Origin of the sequence: Micromonospora sp. NPDC005299, assembly GCF_042872345.1 — a bacterium.
In the GTDB taxonomy this organism is placed as follows: Bacteria; Actinomycetota; Actinomycetes; order Mycobacteriales; family Micromonosporaceae; genus Micromonospora.
Genome location: NZ_JBIAKG010000001.1, coordinates 579,981 through 599,040, shown reverse-complemented (window position 1 = coordinate 599,040; position 19,060 = coordinate 579,981). Strand labels below are relative to the sequence as shown.

Sequence of the window (19,060 nt, the reverse complement as noted above, 5' to 3'; positions counted from 1 at the left end):
CGCGATGACGGGCGACCCGCGCAGGGCGGCAAGCGAAAATCGGTGCAGTGCGTGGTCCGCCGACCGCGCCCGTCGCACCGGCCCTCGCCCCGTGCGCCCTGCGCCGGGGCTTTTCTCGTTGTCGTGATGCCTCCGCCGCCGTCGCGAGCTTCCGCTCGTCGCCGGCGTACCAGCTCCGAGCAACGAGAGAGGAGGGACATGGCGGACAAGCCGATCCGGGCCGACAAGGCCACGGCCGTCGCCGAGCTGACCGAGAGCTTCCGCAACGCGGGAGCGACCGTGCTGACCGAGTACCGCGGGCTCACGGTTTCGCAGCTCACTCAGCTGCGGCGCTCGCTCGGCAAGGAGACCAGCTACACGGTCGCGAAGAACACGCTGGCCAAGCGTGCGGCGACCGAGGCGGGCATCTCCGGGCTCGATGAGCTGTTCTCCGGTCCTACCGCGCTGACTTTCGTTTCGGGCGACGTCGTCGAGGCGGCGAAGGGGCTTCGCGAGTTCGCGAAGGCCAACCCGAAGCTCGTCATCAAGGGCGGTGTCTTCGAGGGCAGGGCCATTTCCGCGGCCGAGGTCACGAAGCTCGCCGACCTGGAGTCCCGCGAGGTGCTGCTGGCGAAGCTGGCCGGCGCCATGAAGGGCAACCTGAGCAAGGCCGCGGCCCTGTTCCAGGCTCCGCTCGCCAAGACCGCGCGTCTGGCGGCCGCTCTGCAGGACAAGCGCGAGAAGGAGGGCGCCGAGGCGGCCTGAGGCCACCCGGCGCACCCACGTTCTTAGTTTTCACTTTCAGAAAGGACGCCAGACATGGCGAAGCTCAGCACCGACGAGCTGCTCGACGCGTTCAAGGAGATGACGCTGATCGAGCTCTCCGAGTTCGTGAAGCAGTTCGAGGAGACCTTCGAGGTCACCGCGGCGGCTCCGGTCGCCGTCGCCGCCGCCGGCGGCCCCGCCGGCCCGGCCGCCGAGGCCGAGCCGGAGAAGGACGAGTTCGACGTCATCCTCGACGCCGACGGTGGCAAGAAGATCCAGGTCATCAAGGTCGTGCGCGAGCTGACCGGCCTGGGCCTCAAGGAGGCCAAGGACCTGGTCGAGGCTGCTCCGAAGGCCGTCCTGGAGAAGGCCAACAAGGAGACCGCCGAGAAGGCCAAGGCCAAGCTCGAGGGCGAGGGCGCCAAGGTCACCCTCAAGTGACCTTGAGTTCCACCTGACGCGCGTCCGGCTCACGTGAGCCGGGGCACATCGCGTCGCGGCGGGCGGTGATCCGGGGAACCGGATCGCCGCCCGCCGTGTTGGTGGTGCCGGGTGGCAGCGGTGTGAGCAGGGCGTCCGCGTCCGGGATGCCGGCGTCCCGGCGGTGCCTGCCGGTAGCTCGTCGGTGGGAAAGACACCCCGAGGGGTAACCGGCCCTTGACGCGGCACGGGCCCGACAGGCACGCTGACACCAGCAAGACCTTCCGCGCTTGCAACGGCCGCCTCTCGGGTAAGGCAACGGCAGCACCACTGCCGCTCACCCGAGCGGACCGGCAGGAACGTCGCGTTCCGAGCAGCCCGGTTGACCCGGTTTTCCGAGGTCCCGAGGCAAGTTCCGCGATGACCTGCGGGGTGGGCTGGACAGCGGTTAGCCTCTCGGCTACACTGCTAGTTTGCGCTGCCTTCCGACTTGACCCCTGCTCGGAAATGTCCGATTGCGGATATTTCTGGTGGGGTCATTGGAGTGCACGCGTACCAGCCGTTCTGCAGCACCGGTCCTCGGAAGGACGCATCTTGGCAGCTTCCCGCCCTGCGAAGACCAGTCGTACGTCGAGCGCTTTCGCGCCCCGCCGAGTTTCTTTCGGTCGGATTACCGAACACCTCGAGGTCCCCAACCTCCTCGCCATCCAGAACGAGTCCTTCGACTGGCTCGTCGGCAACGAGGCTTGGCAGGGCCGGTCGTCGGACGACCCGCACGCACGCTCGGGTCTCGCGGAGATCCTCGACGAGATCAGTCCCATTGAGGACTTCTCCGGCACCATGTCGCTTTCCTTCTCGGCTCCGCGCTTCGACGAGGTCAAGGCCTCGATCGAGGAGTGCAAGGAGAAGGACCTGACCTACTGCGCCCCGCTGTTCGTGACCGCGGAGTTCACCAACAACACCACCGGCGAGATCAAGAGCCAGACGGTGTTCATGGGTGACTTCCCGATGATGACGCCGAAGGGCACCTTCATCATCAACGGCACCGAGCGCGTCGTGGTCAGCCAGCTCGTCCGCTCGCCGGGCGTCTACTTCGACAAGCAGCCGGACAAGACCTCCGACCGCGACCTCTCCAGCGTCAAGGTGATCCCGAGCCGGGGTGCCTGGCTGGAGTTCGACATCGACAAGCGCGACACGGTCGGCGTCCGCATCGACCGCAAGCGCCGGCAGGCCGTCACCGTCCTGCTCAAGGCCATCGGGTGGTCCGCGGAGCAGATCCGCGAGAAGTTCGGCTGGTCCGAGCTAATGATGACCACGCTCGAGAAGGACCACATCGCCGGGCAGGACGAGGCGCTGCTCGACATCTACCGGAAGCTCCGCCCTGGCGAGCCGCCGACCCGTGAGAACGCCCAGACCCTGCTCGACAACCTCTTCTTCAATCCGAAGCGGTACGACGTCGCCAAGGTCGGTCGTTACAAGTTCAACAAGAAGCTCGAGCTGGACGTGCCGATCACCACCGGCACGCTGACCGAGGACGACATCGTCGCCACCGTGGAATACCTCTGCCGGCTGCACGCCGGTGAGGACGGCTACGAGGCCGACGACATCGACCACTTCGGCAACCGGCGCCTGCGCACCGTGGGCGAGCTGATCCAGAACCAGGTCCGGGTGGGTCTCTCCCGGATGGAGCGGGTCGTCCGCGAGCGGATGACCACGCAGGACGTCGAGGCGATCACGCCGCAGACCCTGATCAACATCCGCCCGGTGGTGGCGGCGATCAAGGAGTTCTTCGGCACGTCGCAGCTGTCCCAGTTCATGGACCAGACCAACCCGCTGGCGGGCCTGACCCACCGGCGCCGGCTGAGCGCGCTCGGCCCGGGTGGTCTGTCCCGGGAGCGGGCCGGCTTCGAGGTCCGCGACGTGCACCCGTCCCACTACGGCCGGATGTGCCCGATCGAGACGCCGGAAGGCCCGAACATCGGCCTGATCGGCGCGCTGTCCACCTTCGCCCGGGTCAACCCGTTCGGCTTCATCGAGACGCCGTACCGGAAGGTCGTCAACGGTCGGGTCACCGACCAGATCGACTACCTGACCGCGGACGAGGAGGACCGGTTCGTCAAGGCGCAGGCCAACGCCCCGCTGAAGTCGGACGGCACGTTCGCCGAGGACCGCGTCCTGGTCCGCCGTAAGGGCGGCGAGACCGAGGACGTGGCGCCGCAGGCCGTCGACTACATGGACGTGTCGCCGCGGCAGATGACCTCGGTCGCGACCGCGATGATCCCGTTCCTCGAGCACGACGACGCCAACCGCGCGCTCATGGGCGCGAACATGCAGCGCCAGGCGGTGCCGCTGGTCAAGGCCGAGGCGCCGCTGGTCGGCACCGGCATGGAGTACCGCGCGGCCGTGGACGCCGGCGACGTCGTCGTCGCCGAGGTCGGCGGTGTGATCGAGGATCTCTGCGCGGACTACATCACGGTCCACCAGGACGACGGCCACCGCCGGACGTACCTGCTGCACAAGTTCCGCCGCTCCAACGCCGGCTCCTGCGTCAACCAGAAGCCGGTCGTCTTCGAGGGCGACCGCGTCGAGGCCGGCCAGGTCATCGCCGACGGTCCGTGCACCGACGAGGGCGAGATGGCGCTCGGGCGCAACCTGCTCGTGGCGTTCATGTGCTGGGAGGGCCACAACTACGAGGACGCGATCATCCTGTCGCAGCGCCTCGTGCAGCAGGACGTCCTCACCTCGATCCACATCGAGGAGCACGAGGTCGACGCCCGGGACACCAAGCTCGGCCCGGAGGAGATCACCCGCGACATCCCGAACGTCAGCGAGGAAATGCTCGCCGACCTCGACGAGCGCGGCATCATCCGGATCGGCGCCGAGGTCGTCCCCGGCGACATCCTGGTCGGCAAGGTCACCCCGAAGGGCGAGACCGAGCTGACCCCCGAGGAGCGGCTGCTCCGCGCGATCTTCGGCGAGAAGGCGCGCGAGGTTCGGGACACCTCGCTGAAGGTGCCGCACGGCGAGACCGGCACGGTCATCGGTGTGCGTACCTTCTCCCGCGAGGACGGCGACGAGCTGCCCCCGGGCGTGAACGAGCTGGTCCGGGTCTACGTGGCCCAGAAGCGCAAGATCCAGGACGGTGACAAGCTCGCGGGCCGCCACGGCAACAAGGGCGTCATCTCCAAGATCCTGCCGATCGAGGACATGCCGTTCCTGGAGGACGGCACCCCGGTCGACATCGTGCTGAACCCGCTCGGTGTGCCGTCCCGGATGAACATCGGCCAGGTCCTGGAGACCCACCTCGGGTGGGTGGCCAAGACCGGCTGGAGCGTGGACGGCGACGACACCGACTGGAAGCGCCAGCTCCGCTCGATCGAGGCGCACGAGTCCGAGCCCGACACCAACGTGGCCACTCCGGTCTTCGACGGTGCCCGGGAGGAGGAGATCTCCGGTCTGCTCTCGTCGACCCTGCCCAACCGGGACGGCAAGCAGCTGATCGGCTCCTCCGGCAAGGCGCAGCTGTTCGACGGTCGCTCCGGCGAGCCGCTGCCGGACCCGATCGCGGTCGGCTACATCTACATCCTCAAGCTCAACCACCTGGTCGACGACAAGATCCACGCCCGGTCGACCGGCCCGTACTCGATGATCACGCAGCAGCCGCTGGGTGGTAAGGCGCAGTTCGGTGGCCAGCGCTTCGGTGAGATGGAGTGCTGGGCCATGCAGGCGTACGGCGCCGCCTACGCCCTGCAGGAGCTGCTGACCATCAAGTCCGACGACGTCCTCGGCCGGGTGAAGGTCTACGAGGCGATCGTCAAGGGCGAGAACATCCCCGAGCCGGGCATCCCGGAGTCGTTCAAGGTGCTGCTCAAGGAGCTGCAGTCGCTGTGCCTCAACGTCGAGGTGCTGTCCAGCGACGGCGTGGCCCTGGAGATGCGCGAGACCGACGACGAGGTGTTCCGGGCCGCGGAGGAGCTGGGCATCGACCTGTCCCGGCGCGAGCCGAGCTCGGTCGAAGAGGTCTGAGGCGAGCGGTCGGGAGCCGGTCCGCCGGCTCCCGACCTCGCCCGTTAGCTAGCAGTACAGACGACGACATAGGGGACATAGTGCTCGACGTCAACTTCTTCGACGAGCTGCGCATTGGTCTCGCCACCGCCGACGACATCCGTCAGTGGTCCCACGGCGAGGTCAAGAAGCCCGAGACCATCAACTACCGCACCCTGAAGCCGGAAAAGGACGGGCTCTTCTGCGAGAAGATCTTCGGTCCGCAGCGGGACTGGGAGTGCTACTGCGGTAAGTACAAGCGGGTCCGCTTCAAGGGCATCATCTGCGAGCGCTGCGGCGTCGAGGTGACCCGCTCCAAGGTTCGCCGGGAGCGGATGGGTCACATCGAGCTGGCCGCTCCGGTGACCCACATCTGGTACTTCAAGGGCGTGCCGAGCCGGCTGGGCTACCTGCTGGACCTCGCCCCGAAGGACCTCGAAAAGATCATCTACTTCGCCTCGTACGTCGTGACGAGCGTGGACGCCGAAGCGCGTCACCGCGACCTATCGACCATCGAGAACGAGATCCTGGCCGAGAAGCGGCAGGCGGAGAACAGCCGCGACTCGGAGATCGAGAAGCGGGCCGCCAAGCTCGAGGCCGACCTGGCCGAGCTGGAGGCCGAGGGCGCGAAGGCGGACGTCCGGCGCAAGGTCAAGGAGGGCGGAGAGCGCGAGATGCGCCAGATCCGCGACCGGGCCCAGCGCGAGATCGACCGCCTCGACGAGGTCCTCGACACCTTCCGCAAGCTCGAGCCGAAGCAGCTGGTCACCGACGAGCTGCTCTACCGCGAGCTGCGCGACCGCTTCGGCGAGTACTTCACCGGCAGCATGGGCGCGGAGGCCATCAAGGCGCTGGTCCAGAACATGGACCTGGAGGCCGAGGCCGAGAGCCTGCGCGAGACCATCCGCTCCGGCAAGGGCCAGCGGAAGATCCGGGCGCTCAAGCGGCTCAAGGTCGTGGCGGCGTTCCAGAACACCCGCAACTCGCCGCTCGGCATGGTGCTGGACTGCGTCCCGGTCATCCCGCCGGACCTGCGTCCGATGGTGCAGCTGGACGGTGGCCGCTTCGCGACCTCCGACCTGAACGACCTGTACCGCCGGGTGATCAACCGGAACAACCGCCTCAAGCGGCTGATCGACCTCGGCGCGCCCGAGATCATCGTCAACAACGAGAAGCGGATGCTCCAGGAGGCCGTCGACGCGCTGTTCGACAACGGCCGTCGCGGCCGGCCGGTCACCGGTCCGGGTAACCGCCCGCTGAAGTCGCTCTCCGACATGCTCAAGGGCAAGCAGGGCCGGTTCCGCCAGAACCTGCTCGGCAAGCGCGTCGACTACTCCGGCCGTTCGGTCATCGTGGTCGGCCCGAAGCTGAAGCTGCACCAGTGCGGCCTGCCCAAGCAGATGGCGCTGGAGCTGTTCAAGCCGTTCGTGATGAAGCGGCTGGTGGACCTCAACCACGCGCAGAACATCAAGTCCGCCAAGCGGATGGTCGAGCGGCAGCGGCCGGTCGTGTGGGACGTGCTGGAAGAGGTCATCGGCGAGCACCCGGTCCTGCTGAACCGGGCGCCGACCCTGCACCGGCTGGGCATCCAGGCCTTCGAGCCGCAGCTGGTCGAGGGCAAGGCGATCCAGATCCACCCGCTGGTCTGCACCGCCTTCAACGCCGACTTCGACGGTGACCAGATGGCGGTCCACGTGCCGCTGTCCGCCGAGGCCCAGGCCGAGGCGCGGATCCTGATGCTGTCGTCGAACAACATCCTCAAGCCGGCCGACGGCAAGCCGGTCACCATGCCCACCCAGGACATGGTCATCGGCCTCTACCACCTCACCCACCTCACCCCCGGTGGGCAGGGCGAGGGCCGGGCGTTCAGCTCGGACGCCGAGGCGCGGATGGCCTTCGACAACCGCGAGCTGCACCTGCAGACCCCGGTCAAGATCCGCCTGCGCGGCATCGTCGGGGTCGACAACGGCGCCGGCGCCGAGCCGTGGGTCGCGCCCGAGGGTTGGGTCGAGGGCGAGCCGGTGACGGTGGAGACCACCCTGGGCCGGGTCCTGTTCAACGAGACGCTGCCGCAGGGCTACCGCTTCGTGAACTACGAGATCCGCAAGGGCCAGCTCTCCGCGATCGTCAACGACCTCGCCGAGCGCTTCCCGAAGGTGGCCCTGGCGGCCACCCTGGACGGGCTCAAGGAGGCCGGGTTCCACTGGGCCACCTGGTCCGGCGTCACCATCGGCATGGAGGACGTCATCGCTCCGCCGCGCAAGCGGGAGATCCTGGACAAGTACGAGAAGGAAGCCGACCGGATCGACAAGCAGTACCAGCGTGGTCTGATGACCGCCGAGGAGCGTCGCGGCGAGCTCATCGAGATCTGGACCAAGGCGACCAACGAGGTCGCCAAGGAGATGGACACCGCGCTGCCGCAGGAGAACCCGCTGTGGAAGATGATCAACTCGGGTGCCCGCGGTAACCTGCTCCAGCTCCGGCAGATCGCGGCGATCCGTGGTCTGGTGGCCAACCCGAAGGGTGAGATCATCCCGCGGCCGATCAAGGCCTCGTACCGGGAGGGTCTGTCCGTGCTGGAGTACTTCATCTCCACGCACGGTGCCCGGAAGGGTCTCGCGGACACCGCCCTGCGTACCGCTGACTCGGGTTACCTGACCCGGCGTCTGGTGGACGTCTCGCAGGACGTCATCATCCGCGAGGAGGACTGCGGCACCGACCGGGCCATCCCGATGCAGATCGGCGAGCAGCTCGACGGCAAGCTGGGCGTGCACGAGCACGCCGAGACCAGCGTGCACGCCCGGACCCTGGCCGACGACATCAAGGGGCCGGACGGCACCGTGGTGGCGCACCGTGGCCAGGACCTCAACTCGATCCTGGTCGACGCGATCGTCGCGGCCGGGGTGGAGACGGTGCGGGTGCGCAGCGTGCTCACCTGCGAGTCGAAGCTGGGCGTCTGCGGTGCGTGCTACGGCCGCTCGCTGCCGACCGGCAAGACCGTGGACGTCGGCGAGGCGGTCGGCATCATCGCCGCCCAGTCGATCGGTGAGCCGGGTACGCAGCTGACGATGCGTACCTTCCACACCGGTGGTGTCGCGGGTGAGGACATCACCCAGGGTCTGCCCCGTGTCCAGGAGATCTTCGAGGCCCGGGTCCCGAAGGGTAAGGCGCCCATCGCCGACACCCCGGGTCGGATCCGGATCGAGGACGGCGAGCGGTCCCGCAAGATCATCGTCATCCCGGACGACGGCAGCGACGAGATCGTCTACGACAAGATCTCGAAGCGGGTCCGGCTCCGGGCGCACGACGGCGATCACGTCGAGGTCGGCGAGAAGCTCACCGAGGGCACCATCGACCCGCACGAGCTGCTGCGCATCCTCGGCCCGCGCGCGGTCCAGGTCCACCTGACCCAGGAGGTCCAGGAGGTCTACCGCTCGCAGGGTGTGCTCATCCATGACAAGCACATCGAGATCATCATCCGCCAGATGCTCAAGCGGGTGACGGTCATCGACTCCGGCTCGACCGAGTTCCTGCCGGGCGTCTTGGTCGACCGGGCGCTGTTCGAGTCGGAGAACCGCCGGCTCGTCGGCGAGGGCGGCGAGCCCGCCGCCGGTCGTCCGGTGCTGATGGGTATCACCAAGGCCTCGCTGGCCACGGACTCCTGGCTGTCGGCGGCCTCCTTCCAGGAGACCACCCGGGTGCTGACCGACGCGGCGATCAACTCGCGCAGCGACTCTCTGGTCGGCCTCAAGGAGAACGTGATCATCGGCAAGCTCATCCCGGCCGGTACCGGCATCAGCAAGTACCGCAACGTCCGGGTCGAGCCGACCGAGGAGGCGAAGGCCAAGGTCTACTCGATGACCGGCTACCCGGAGACCGACTACGGCTTCGGGCCGGCCAGCGGCCAGGCGGTGCCGCTGGACGACTTCGACTTCGGGTCGTACCGCTAAGCAGTAGGAACGACGAGGCCCCCGGCATCCGCCGGGGGCCTCGTCGCGTCCCGGGGTGCGTCGAGCGGCCGTGGGCCACTGGGGCGGCGCGTCGGGGCATGATGGTGGGCATGACGACCGTGCCCGGGCAGGTGCCCGTCGTTCAGCAGGGGCACCGCCATCCGCTCGACCCCGAGCCGGTCCGCTCGACCAAGGCCCGCGCGGTCTTCGCCCTCGGGCTGATCGGGGCGATCACCGGCTTCTTCGTCGGCGGGTTGGTGCCCGCGACCATCGCGCTCATCCTGGCCCGGCAGGCCCGCCGGGAGGCGTACGTCTCGGGTGGCTTCCTCACCGGCGCCGGCTGGCTGCGCCGGGGTGAGCAGTTGGCCTGGACGGGCCTGCTGCTCGCGGCCGTCGCGATCGTGGCGGCCGTGGTGATCGGCGTGGTCCGGCTGGCGGGAGCCCCGTTCGGGCACGACTTCGCCCCGAACGTCGACTGACCGGGCGGGGGAGCGGCCCCGCGCCCGACCCCGCCGGCGGGACCCGCGACGGTAGCCTGGCCGGTGTCCGCCGCGCGGCGGGCGAGCCACATCGACAGGAGGACCCCGTGACGGAACCGGCCCCGCCGCCGGGAGGCGACCCGACCCGCCCCGGCACCGGGCCGGACGCCGGCGGGCCGCCGCCGGTCAGCCCCTGGGCCGGACCGGACGCCGGGTCCGCCGTTCCGTGGGGTGGCGCGGACGCCACCGCCCCGCCGTCCGGCTCGCCGCAGTCGGCCCCGCCCGGGTCCTGGCCGCCCGCCGGGCCTTATCCGCCCGCCCCGCCCGGTTCCCCGTCACACCACCCCGGGTACGCGGCGCCTGCCGCCGGCGGATCGTCGGCCCCGCCGGGTTCCCCGTCGCACCACGCGGGATACTCCGCCCCTGCCGCCCCCGGACCGTCGATCCCGGCCGGTTGGCCGGCGTCCGGGGCGTACCCGGGGAACCAGCCGGCGCCCGGCGGTGGGTGGGCGGCACCGGGGAGCGCGCCGGCCGGCGGTGGCTGGGGTCCGCCGCCCCCGGCGTCGGTGCCGCCGCCCCCGCGCGAGGCGCCGCGCCCGCCGAAGCGCGTCGACGCGGTCCCGGGCACGCCGTTCGGGGTGGTCCACCTCGACGTGCCGCCGGTGACCTCCGGGCTCGCCATCGGATCCCTGGTGATCGGGATCGCCTCGATCCTGGTCTCGCTGCTGGTCCTCTGCTTCGGCGTCGCCGGGCAGAACTACGGCGGTGCCTGGGCCGCCGGGGCGTTCACCGTGCTGGGGGTGATCGCCGGCACCGCGGCCGTCGTGGCGGGGGTGCTGGCCCGGCGGCAGATCCGGCGGCCGGCGCCGCCGCCGGCGGTCCGGTTCACCGGGCGCGGCCTGGCCCTCGCGGGGGTCAGCTGCGGGGGAGTGGGTCTGTTGATCAGCCTGGCCGGGCTCGTGTTGGCCCTGGTGGTGCAGATCACGTGACCAGGCCGCCCGGTCGGGCGGCGCGCTGACCAGCTACGACCCGTATGCCCGGATCTCCGGTCGGTGGGCGGAACCGGGGCCGCCCGGTCGAGTGCTGGGGAAGCCGGTACACTTGTCACCGTAGGTGCCCATGACGGGCGCGCGGGCACGATTCGATCGGCCGGCGGACCGCGAAGCGGTTCTCCCGGACCGCTCCGTTTTGACCTGCGCGGCTGTGGTAGGTACTCTTTCCCCTTGTGCCCGGGCCAGCCCGGGCAATGCGTGCGTGCGCCGGAACCGGGTCAGCCGGTGATCGCGTGGCCGCACGACAGAGCCCCAAGACCTGGCGTTCGGGAGTTCCCTGCGCCGGTGACAAAACCCCCGGTACGACGCGCGAGCGACGCATCGGGACCGTGACTCGGGCGACACGCCCGACTGCGGGTGCTGGGACCCCCGTCAGGTGGCCCTGGTTGCAATGTAGGAGAGCCGTCCATCAGGCCGGCTAGAGCAGACGGCGCGGTCGCCTCGCAGCGGCCGAAGGGAGCGGAGAAACCCGGTGCCCACCATTCAGCAGCTGGTCCGAAAGGGCCGTCAGGCCAAGACGACCAAGACCAAGACCCCGGCGCTCAAGGGGTCTCCCCAGCGGCGCGGCGTGTGCACCCGCGTGTACACCACCACCCCCAAGAAGCCGAACTCGGCGCTGCGCAAGGTCGCTCGTGTCAAGCTCAGCAGCCAGATCGAGGTGACCGCCTACATCCCGGGCGTCGGCCACAACCTGCAGGAGCACTCGATCGTGCTCGTCCGCGGCGGTCGTGTGAAGGACCTCCCCGGCGTGCGGTACAAGATCGTTCGCGGCTCGCTGGACACCCAGGGTGTCCGCAACCGCAAGCAGGCTCGCAGCCGTTACGGCGCGAAGAAGGAGAAGAGCTGACATGCCGCGTAAGGGACCCGCTCCGCGGAAGCCGCTGGTCGCTGACCCGGTGTACAACTCGCCGCTGGTCACCCAGCTGGTGAACAAGATCCTGATGCGCGGCAAGCGCCAGCTCGCCGAGCGCATCGTCTACGCCGCCCTGGAGGGGTGCCGCGAGAAGAGCGGCACCGACCCGGTCGTCACGCTCAAGCGCGCGATGGACAACGTCAAGCCCACCCTCGAGGTGCGCAGCCGCCGGGTCGGTGGCGCCACCTACCAGGTGCCGGTCGAGGTCCGTCCGGCCCGCGCGACCACCCTCGGTCTGCGCTGGCTGGTGACGTACTCCAAGGCCCGTCGCGAGAAGACCATGGTCGAGCGGCTGATGAACGAGCTGCTGGACGCGAGCAACGGCCTCGGTGCCGCCGTCAAGCGGCGCGAGGACACGCACAAGATGGCCGAGTCCAACAAGGCCTTCGCGCACTACCGCTGGTAACACCCTGGTTCCGGCGCCCACGAGGCGCCGGAACCGCCACCAGTTGTGTCTAGACGACGATAAGTAGGGATTGAAGTGGCCGCCGCAGACGCGCTCGCCAACGTACGCAACATCGGCATCATGGCGCACATCGATGCCGGCAAGACCACGACCACCGAGCGGATCCTGTTCTACACCGGTATCACCTACAAGATCGGTGAGGTCCACGAGGGCGCTGCCGTCATGGACTGGATGGAGCAGGAGCAGGAGCGTGGCATCACCATCACCTCCGCTGCTACCAAGTGTGAGTGGAAGGGCCACACGATCCAGATCATCGACACGCCCGGTCACGTCGACTTCACGGTCGAGGTCGAGCGGTCGCTGCGGGTGCTGGACGGTGCGGTCGCGGTCTACGACGGTGTCGCCGGCGTGGAGCCGCAGACGGAGAACGTCTGGCGGCAGGCCGACAAGTACCACGTCCCGCGGATGTGCTTCGTCAACAAGCTCGACCGGACCGGCGCCGACTTCTTCCGCTGCGTGCAGATGATGATCGACCGGCTCAACGCCACCCCGCTGGTGCTCCAGATCCCGATCGGGCTCGAGGGCGACCACATCGGCGTCGTCGACCTGATCAACATGCGGGCGCTCACCTGGCGCGGGGAGACCCAGAAGGGTGAGGACTACGCGATCGAGGAGATCCCGGCCGACCTGGCCGACTCCGCGGCCGAGTGGCGCGAGAAGCTGATGGAGACCCTCGCCGACGTCGACGACTCGGTGATGGAGAAGTACCTGGAGGGCGAGGAGATCTCCGTCGAGGAGATCAAGGCCGCCATCCGGCGCGCCACCATCGCCAGCAAGGCCAACCCGGTGCTCTGCGGCTCGGCGTTCAAGAACAAGGGCGTGCAGCCCATGCTCGACGCCGTGGTCGACTTCCTGCCGTCGCCGCTGGACGTCCCGGCCATCGAGGGCACCGCCACCGACGGCGAGACGCCGATGCAGCGGAAGCCGTCGAAGTCCGAGCCGTTCTCGGGCCTGGCCTTCAAGATCCAGACCGACAAGCACCTCGGCAAGCTCACCTACGTCCGGGTCTACTCGGGTGTGGTCGAGACCGGCACCCAGGTGGTCAACTCCACCAAGGACCGCAAGGAGCGGATCGGCAAGATCTACCAGATGCACGCCAACAAGCGGGAAGAGCGCGGCTCGGCCCAGGCTGGCGACATCATCGCGGTGCAGGGTCTCAAGCAGACCACCACCGGCGACACGCTCTGCGACCCGGCGAACCCGGTCATCCTGGAGTCGATGACCTTCCCGGAGCCGGTCATCGAGGTCGCGATCGAGCCGAAGACCAAGGCCGACCAGGAGAAGCTCAGCACCGCCATCCAGCGGCTGGCCGAGGAGGACCCGACCTTCCGCGTCAAGCTGGACGAGGAGACCGGTCAGACGGTCATCTCCGGCATGGGCGAGCTGCACCTGGACATCCTGGTCGACCGGATGCGCCGCGAGTTCAACGTCGAGGCGAACATCGGTAAGCCGCAGGTGGCGTACCGCGAGACGATCCGCCGCAAGGTGGAGAAGATCGAGTACACCCACAAGAAGCAGACCGGTGGTTCCGGCCAGTACGCCCGCGTGATCGTGAGCATCGAGCCGCTGCCGCTGGACAACGACTCGCCGACCTACGAGTTCGCGAACGCCGTCACCGGTGGCCGCATCCCCCGGGAGTTCATCCCGTCGGTGGACGCGGGCGCCCAGGACGCCATGCAGTACGGCATTCTCGCCGGCTTCCCGCTGGTGGGTGTCAAGCTGACGCTGCTGGACGGCCAGTACCACGAGGTCGACTCGTCGGAAATGGCGTTCAAGATCGCCGGCTCGATGGTGATGAAGGAGGCGGCCCGCAAGGCCGACCCCGCACTGCTCGAGCCGATGATGGCCGTTGAGGTCACCACCCCTGAGGAGAACATGGGTGACGTCATCGGCGACCTCAACTCCCGACGGGGCATCATCCAGGCGATGGAGGAGCGCAGCGGCGCCCGCATCGTCCGGGCTCTGGTGCCGTTGTCGGAGATGTTCGGCTACGTCGGCGACCTGCGGTCGAAGACCCAGGGCCGGGCTAGCTACAGCATGCAGTTCGACTCCTACGCCGAGGTTCCGCAGAGCGTGGCGAAGGAGATCATCGCCAAGGCGACGGGTGAGTGAAACTCACCTGAGCTGACCCGATGATCCGGGGACGGTCGCGGGAGGGATCTCCCGCCCGCGACCACCTCGGTCGGGTTGTGTGAATTCCGGGCCTGTAGGCTTCATCGCCGCAGAACCCACCAAAGGCTCTCCGGCCGTCAGGTCGGAAAGGCTGTCGACAGAGTCCTAAGCGCCGACCGGCGCACCGGGGCGAACGAACCAAGAAAGTCCACAGGAGGACACCAGTGGCGAAGGCGAAGTTCGAGCGGACTAAGCCGCACGTCAACATCGGCACCATTGGTCACATCGACCACGGTAAGACGACGCTGACGGCGGCCATCACGAAGGTCCTGCACGACCAGTTCCCGGACCTCAACCCGTACACGCCGTTCGACCAGATCGACAAGGCGCCGGAGGAGAAGGCCCGCGGCATCACGATCTCGATCGCGCACGTCGAGTACCAGACCGAGGCGCGTCACTACGCGCACGTCGACTGCCCCGGTCACGCCGACTACATCAAGAACATGATCACCGGTGCCGCCCAGATGGACGGCGCGATCCTGGTGGTGGCGGCGACCGACGGCCCGATGCCGCAGACCCGCGAGCACGTGCTGCTGGCCCGTCAGGTCGGTGTGCCGTACATCGTCGTGGCGCTCAACAAGAGCGACATGGTCGACGACGAGGAGCTCCTGGAGCTCGTCGAGCTCGAGGTCCGCGAGCTGCTCTCGTCGCAGGAGTACCCGGGTGACGACCTGCCGGTCGTCCGGGTCTCGGCGCTGAAGGCCCTCGAGGGTGACCCCGAGTGGACCGGCAAGCTCATGGACCTCATGAACGCTGTCGACACCGCGATCCCGCAGCCGGAGCGCGAGACCGAGAAGCCGTTCCTGATGCCGATCGAGGACGTGTTCACGATCACCGGTCGTGGCACCGTCGTCACCGGTCGCGCCGAGCGCGGCATCCTCAAGCCGAACGAGGAGGTGGAGATCGTCGGCATCCGCGAGAAGTCGATGAAGACCACCTGCACCGGCATCGAGATGTTCCGCAAGCTGCTCGACGAGGCCCGGGCCGGCGAGAACGTCGGTCTGCTCCTCCGCGGCATCAAGCGCGAGGACGTCGAGCGCGGCATGGTCGTCATCAAGCCGGGCACCACGACCCCGCACACGGAGTTCGAGGCGACGGTCTACATCCTCTCCAAGGAGGAGGGCGGCCGGCACACCCCGTTCTTCCAGAACTACCGTCCGCAGTTCTACTTCCGGACCACGGACGTGACCGGCGTCGTCACGCTGCCCGAGGGCACCGAGATGGTCATGCCGGGCGACAACACCACGATGTCCGTGAAGCTGATCCAGCCCATCGCGATGGAGGAAAACCTCAAGTTCGCGATCCGGGAGGGTGGCCGCACGGTCGGCGCTGGTCGCGTCACCAAGATCGTCAAGTGAGCTGGGTAACCCCGATTAGCGTCGCCGCCGGTCGTGCGGCATACTAGTCAGGTTGCGTAACGACGGTCAGTCGCCCGCGTCCGGTTAACGCTGGACCTCCGGGTGTCCGACAGTCTCGCGTAGGGTGGTTGATCGCCCCTGGCGGTCAACCACCCTCGCGCGGCGTCCAGGTCGCGGTCACCGCGATCGGCGCCATGACCCACCGCATGGTCGGAAATCGCTCCGGAGTCCCGGGGCGGAGCCCGGCCCACGGGCGCGACACGCCCGACCGCGGGGGTCGGCGAAGTGGGCCTGTACCAGCCGGTACAGGCGCCCGCAACACAGCGGCATCGAGAGAAGGAACAGAAGCCACCATGGCGGGACAGAAGATCCGCATCCGGCTCAAGGCCTATGACCACGAGGTCGTCGACTCCTCGGCTCGGAAGATCGTCGAGACGGTGACGCGTACCGGGGCGCAGGTCGCTGGCCCGGTGCCGCTGCCCACGGAGATCAACCGTTTCTGCGTCATCCGCTCGCCGCACAAGTACAAGGACTCGCGCGAGCACTTCGAGATGCGCACGCACAAGCGTCTGATCGACATCATCGACCCGACCCCGAAGACGGTCGACTCGCTCATGCGCCTCGACCTGCCGGCTGGCGTCGACATCGAGATCAAGCTGTAGGGACCGGACAAATGGACAGGCAAGTCAAGGGGATCCTGGGCGCAAAGCTCGGCATGACCCAGGTCTGGGACAACAACCGCGTTGTTCCCGTGACCGTGGTTCAGGCCGGCCCGTGCGTCGTGAGCCAGGTTCGTAGCGCCGACAAGGACGGTTACTCCGCGGTCCAGCTGGCGTACGGGGCCATCGACCCGCGCAAGGTCAAGAAGCCGATCGCCGGGCACTACGCCAAGGCGGACGTCGCGCCGCGCCGGCACATCGTCGAGCTGCGCACCGCGGACGCCGCGGACTACTCGGCGGGCCAGGAGGTCACGGTCGAGGAGTTCCCGGCCGGCGTGACCATCGACGTCACCGGCAAGACCAAGGGCAAGGGCTACGCCGGCCCGATGAAGCGGCACGGCTTCCACGGTCTGCGCGCGAGCCACGGTGTCGAGCGCAAGCACCGCTCGCCGGGCTCGATCGGCGCCTGCGCGACCCCGGGTCGCGTCTTCAAGGGCACCCGGATGGCGGGTCGGATGGGTGGCGTTCGCTACACCGTCCAGAACCTGACCGTCCAGGCGGTGGACACCGAGAACAACCTCCTGCTCGTCCGCGGCGCCATTCCGGGCCCGAAGGGCGCGCTGGTCCTGGTCCGCACCGCGGCCAAGACCAAGGTGAAGAAGGGCGGTGTGGCCAAGTGACCACCGTTGACGTCCTCAACGTCGAAGGCAACAAGGCCGGCTCCGTCGAGCTGCCCGCCGACATCTTCGACGCCCAGGCCAACATCCCGCTGATGCACCAGGTCGTGGTGGCTCAGCTGGCGGCCGCCCGGCAGGGCACGCACAAGACCAAGACCCGCGGCGAAGTCTCCGGTGGAGGCAAGAAGCCGTACAAGCAGAAGGGCACCGGTCGTGCCCGCCAGGGCTCGATCCGCGCGCCGCAGTTCGCCGGCGGTGGCGTGGTCCACGGCCCGGTGCCGCGCGACTACAGCCAGCGCACCCCGAAGAAGATGAAGGCCGCCGCCCTGCGTGGCGCCCTCTCCGACCGGGCCCGCGCCGGCCAGGTGCACGTCGTCGAGGCGTTCGTCTCGGGCGAGAAGCCGTCGACCAAGGCCGCGCTGGCCACGCTGACGAAGCTGACCGAGGCCCGTCGGGTCCTGGTCGTGCTGAGCAGCACCGACGAGCTGAACTGGGTGTCGCTGCGCAACGAGCCGCGGGTGCACCTGATCGAGGCCGGCCAGCTCAACACGTACGACGTGCTGGTGGCCGACGACGTGGTCTTCACGAAGGAGGCCCTGGACGAGTTCCTGGGCGTTCCCGCCGAGACCACCGAGGAGGGTGGCAAGTGAGCACGATCGCCGATCCGCGCGACATCATCGTCGCTCCGGTCGTCTCGGAGAAGAGCTACAGCGAGCTGAACCGGAACTGGTACACCTTCCTGGTGCACCCGGACGCCAACAAGACCGAGATCAAGATCGCTATCCAGCAGATCTTCAACGTCCGCGTCCTGACGGTCAACACGCTCAACCGCGAGGGCAAGCGCAAGCGCACCAAGACCGGCTTCGGTCAGCGCAAGTCCACCAAGCGGGCGATCGTGAAGCTGGCTGACGGTGACCGTATCGAGGCCTTCGGCGGCCCGGTCAGCTGAGGGGTGTAGACAATGGCTATCCGTAAGTACAAGCCGACGACGCCGGGCCGGCGTGGCTCGAGCGTTGCCGACTTCGCCGAGATCACCCGGTCGACGCCCGAGAAGTCGCTGCTGGCTCCGCTGCCGAAGAAGGGCGGACGCAACGCCCACGGCCGGATCACCACGCGGCACCATGGTGGCGGCCACAAGCGGCAGTACCGTCTGATCGACTTCAAGCGGGTCGACAAGGACGGCGTGCCGGCGAAGGTCGCGCACATCGAGTACGACCCGAACCGCACCGCGCGCATCGCGCTGCTGCACTACGCCGACGGCGAGAAGCGCTACATCATCGCGCCGAAGGACCTGAAGCAGGGCGACCGGGTGGAGTCGGGGCCGAGCGCCGACATCAAGCCGGGCAACAACCTGCCGCTGCGCAACATCCCGGTCGGTACCACCATCCACAACGTGGAGCTGCGTCCGGGCGGCGGCGCCAAGCTGGCCCGCTCGGCCGGCGTCGGCATCCAGCTGCTCGGCCGTGAGGGCGCCTACGCGACCCTCCGCATGCCGTCCGGTGAGATCCGGCGGGTCGACGTGCGGTGCCGCGCCAGCATCGGCGAGATCGGCAACGCCGACCAGTCGAACATCAACTGGGGTAAGGCCGGCCGCATGCGGTGGAAGGGCAAGCGCCCGACCGTCCGTGGTGTCGCCATGAACCCGGTGGACCACCCGCACGGTGGTGGTGAGGGTAAGACCTCCGGTGGTCGCCACCCGGTCAACCCGCAGGGTAAGCCCGAGGGCCGCACCCGTCGTAAGGGCCAGCCGAGCGACCGGCTGATCGTCCGCCGCCGCTACGCCACGCGTAAGCGCGGCTGAGGGAGATAAGACATGCCTCGCAGCCTGAAGAAGGGCCCGTTCGTCGACGACCACCTGCTCAAGAAGGTGGAGACGCAGAATGACAAGGGCTCGAAGAACGTCATCAAGACCTGGTCGCGACGCTCGACGATCATCCCGGAGATGCTGGGTCACACGATCGCCGTGCACGACGGACGCAAGCACGTCCCGGTCTTCGTGACCGAGGCCATGGTCGGGCACAAGCTCGGCGAGTTCGCGCTGACCCGCACGTTCAAGGGTCACGAGAAGGACGACCGGAAGAGCCGCCGGCGCTGACGCCGCGGGCATACGGATAGAGGAACAAGGG

General features: G+C 68.5%; 16 protein-coding genes. All 16 read left to right on the top strand.

All coding sequences use genetic code 11. From position 1 onward, the window contains the following. Window positions 1-198 precede the first annotated feature (198 nt). The 16 genes from rplJ (at window position 199) to rpsS (ending at window position 19,029) form a co-directional block, all read left to right on the top strand. Window positions 199-744 (top strand): 50S ribosomal protein L10, encoded by a 546-nt coding sequence (gene rplJ, locus ACFYPD_RS02880; RefSeq protein ID WP_387108051.1) that lies wholly within the window; start codon window positions 199-201, stop codon window positions 742-744. Between the two features lie 54 nt (window positions 745-798). Continuing rightward, entirely contained in the window at window positions 799-1,185 is a 387-nt protein-coding gene (gene rplL, locus ACFYPD_RS02875; protein WP_091317960.1) for a 50S ribosomal protein L7/L12, read from the top strand. Between the two features lie 573 nt (window positions 1,186-1,758). Beyond that, complete coding sequence (locus ACFYPD_RS02870) at window positions 1,759-5,190, top strand: DNA-directed RNA polymerase subunit beta (protein WP_387108048.1); 3,432 nt, start codon at window positions 1,759-1,761, stop codon at window positions 5,188-5,190. 80 nt (window positions 5,191-5,270) lie between these two features. After that, the gene (locus ACFYPD_RS02865; RefSeq protein WP_387108046.1) at window positions 5,271-9,158 is read left to right on the top strand and encodes a DNA-directed RNA polymerase subunit beta'; all 3,888 of its coding nucleotides are present in this window, start codon (window positions 5,271-5,273) and stop codon (window positions 9,156-9,158) included. 110 nt (window positions 9,159-9,268) lie between these two features. Further along, window positions 9,269-9,637, top strand: a complete 369-nt coding sequence (locus ACFYPD_RS02860) for a hypothetical protein (RefSeq protein ID WP_387108043.1) — start codon at window positions 9,269-9,271, stop codon at window positions 9,635-9,637. 566 nt (window positions 9,638-10,203) lie between these two features. Next, the gene (locus tag ACFYPD_RS02855) at window positions 10,204-10,626 is read left to right on the top strand and encodes a hypothetical protein (RefSeq protein ID WP_387109161.1); all 423 of its coding nucleotides are present in this window, start codon (window positions 10,204-10,206) and stop codon (window positions 10,624-10,626) included. Window positions 10,627-11,161: 535 nt separating this feature from the next. Then, on the top strand, window positions 11,162-11,536 hold the full coding sequence (gene rpsL / locus ACFYPD_RS02850) for a 30S ribosomal protein S12 (RefSeq protein ID WP_007465318.1): 375 nt from the start codon (window positions 11,162-11,164) through the stop codon (window positions 11,534-11,536). Window position 11,537: 1 nt separating this feature from the next. Further along, a complete protein-coding gene (gene rpsG / locus ACFYPD_RS02845; RefSeq protein WP_088647009.1) occupies window positions 11,538-12,008 on the top strand; it encodes a 30S ribosomal protein S7 in 471 nt (156 codons plus the stop codon). 75 nt (window positions 12,009-12,083) lie between these two features. Next, window positions 12,084-14,180, top strand: a complete 2,097-nt coding sequence (fusA, locus tag ACFYPD_RS02840; protein ID WP_107076470.1) for an elongation factor G — start codon at window positions 12,084-12,086, stop codon at window positions 14,178-14,180. A 224-nt stretch (window positions 14,181-14,404) separates the two neighbouring features. Further along, window positions 14,405-15,598, top strand: a complete 1,194-nt coding sequence (tuf, locus tag ACFYPD_RS02835) for an elongation factor Tu (protein ID WP_355061519.1) — start codon at window positions 14,405-14,407, stop codon at window positions 15,596-15,598. Between the two features lie 353 nt (window positions 15,599-15,951). Then, window positions 15,952-16,260, top strand: a complete 309-nt coding sequence (gene rpsJ, locus ACFYPD_RS02830) for a 30S ribosomal protein S10 (RefSeq protein WP_007073037.1) — start codon at window positions 15,952-15,954, stop codon at window positions 16,258-16,260. A gap of 11 nt (window positions 16,261-16,271) precedes the next feature. Continuing rightward, window positions 16,272-16,937 carry a 50S ribosomal protein L3 gene (gene rplC / locus ACFYPD_RS02825; protein WP_387108040.1) on the top strand — a complete coding sequence of 222 codons (666 nt, stop codon included), beginning with the start codon at window positions 16,272-16,274 and terminating at the stop codon, window positions 16,935-16,937. Continuing rightward, window positions 16,934-17,584 (top strand): 50S ribosomal protein L4, encoded by a 651-nt coding sequence (gene rplD / locus ACFYPD_RS02820; protein WP_387108038.1) that lies wholly within the window; start codon window positions 16,934-16,936, stop codon window positions 17,582-17,584. Before rplC ends, rplD begins: the two co-directional genes overlap by 4 nt. Beyond that, window positions 17,581-17,883, top strand: coding sequence for a 50S ribosomal protein L23 (gene rplW / locus ACFYPD_RS02815; RefSeq protein ID WP_091317975.1), 303 nt, complete (start codon window positions 17,581-17,583; stop codon window positions 17,881-17,883). The genes rplD and rplW overlap by 4 nt, the downstream gene beginning before the upstream one ends. A gap of 12 nt (window positions 17,884-17,895) precedes the next feature. Beyond that, complete coding sequence (gene rplB / locus ACFYPD_RS02810) at window positions 17,896-18,735, top strand: 50S ribosomal protein L2 (protein ID WP_088976123.1); 840 nt, start codon at window positions 17,896-17,898, stop codon at window positions 18,733-18,735. Between the two features lie 12 nt (window positions 18,736-18,747). Further along, entirely contained in the window at window positions 18,748-19,029 is a 282-nt protein-coding gene (gene rpsS, locus ACFYPD_RS02805; RefSeq protein ID WP_007073032.1) for a 30S ribosomal protein S19, read from the top strand. The last annotated feature ends 31 nt before the right edge of the window (window positions 19,030-19,060 follow it).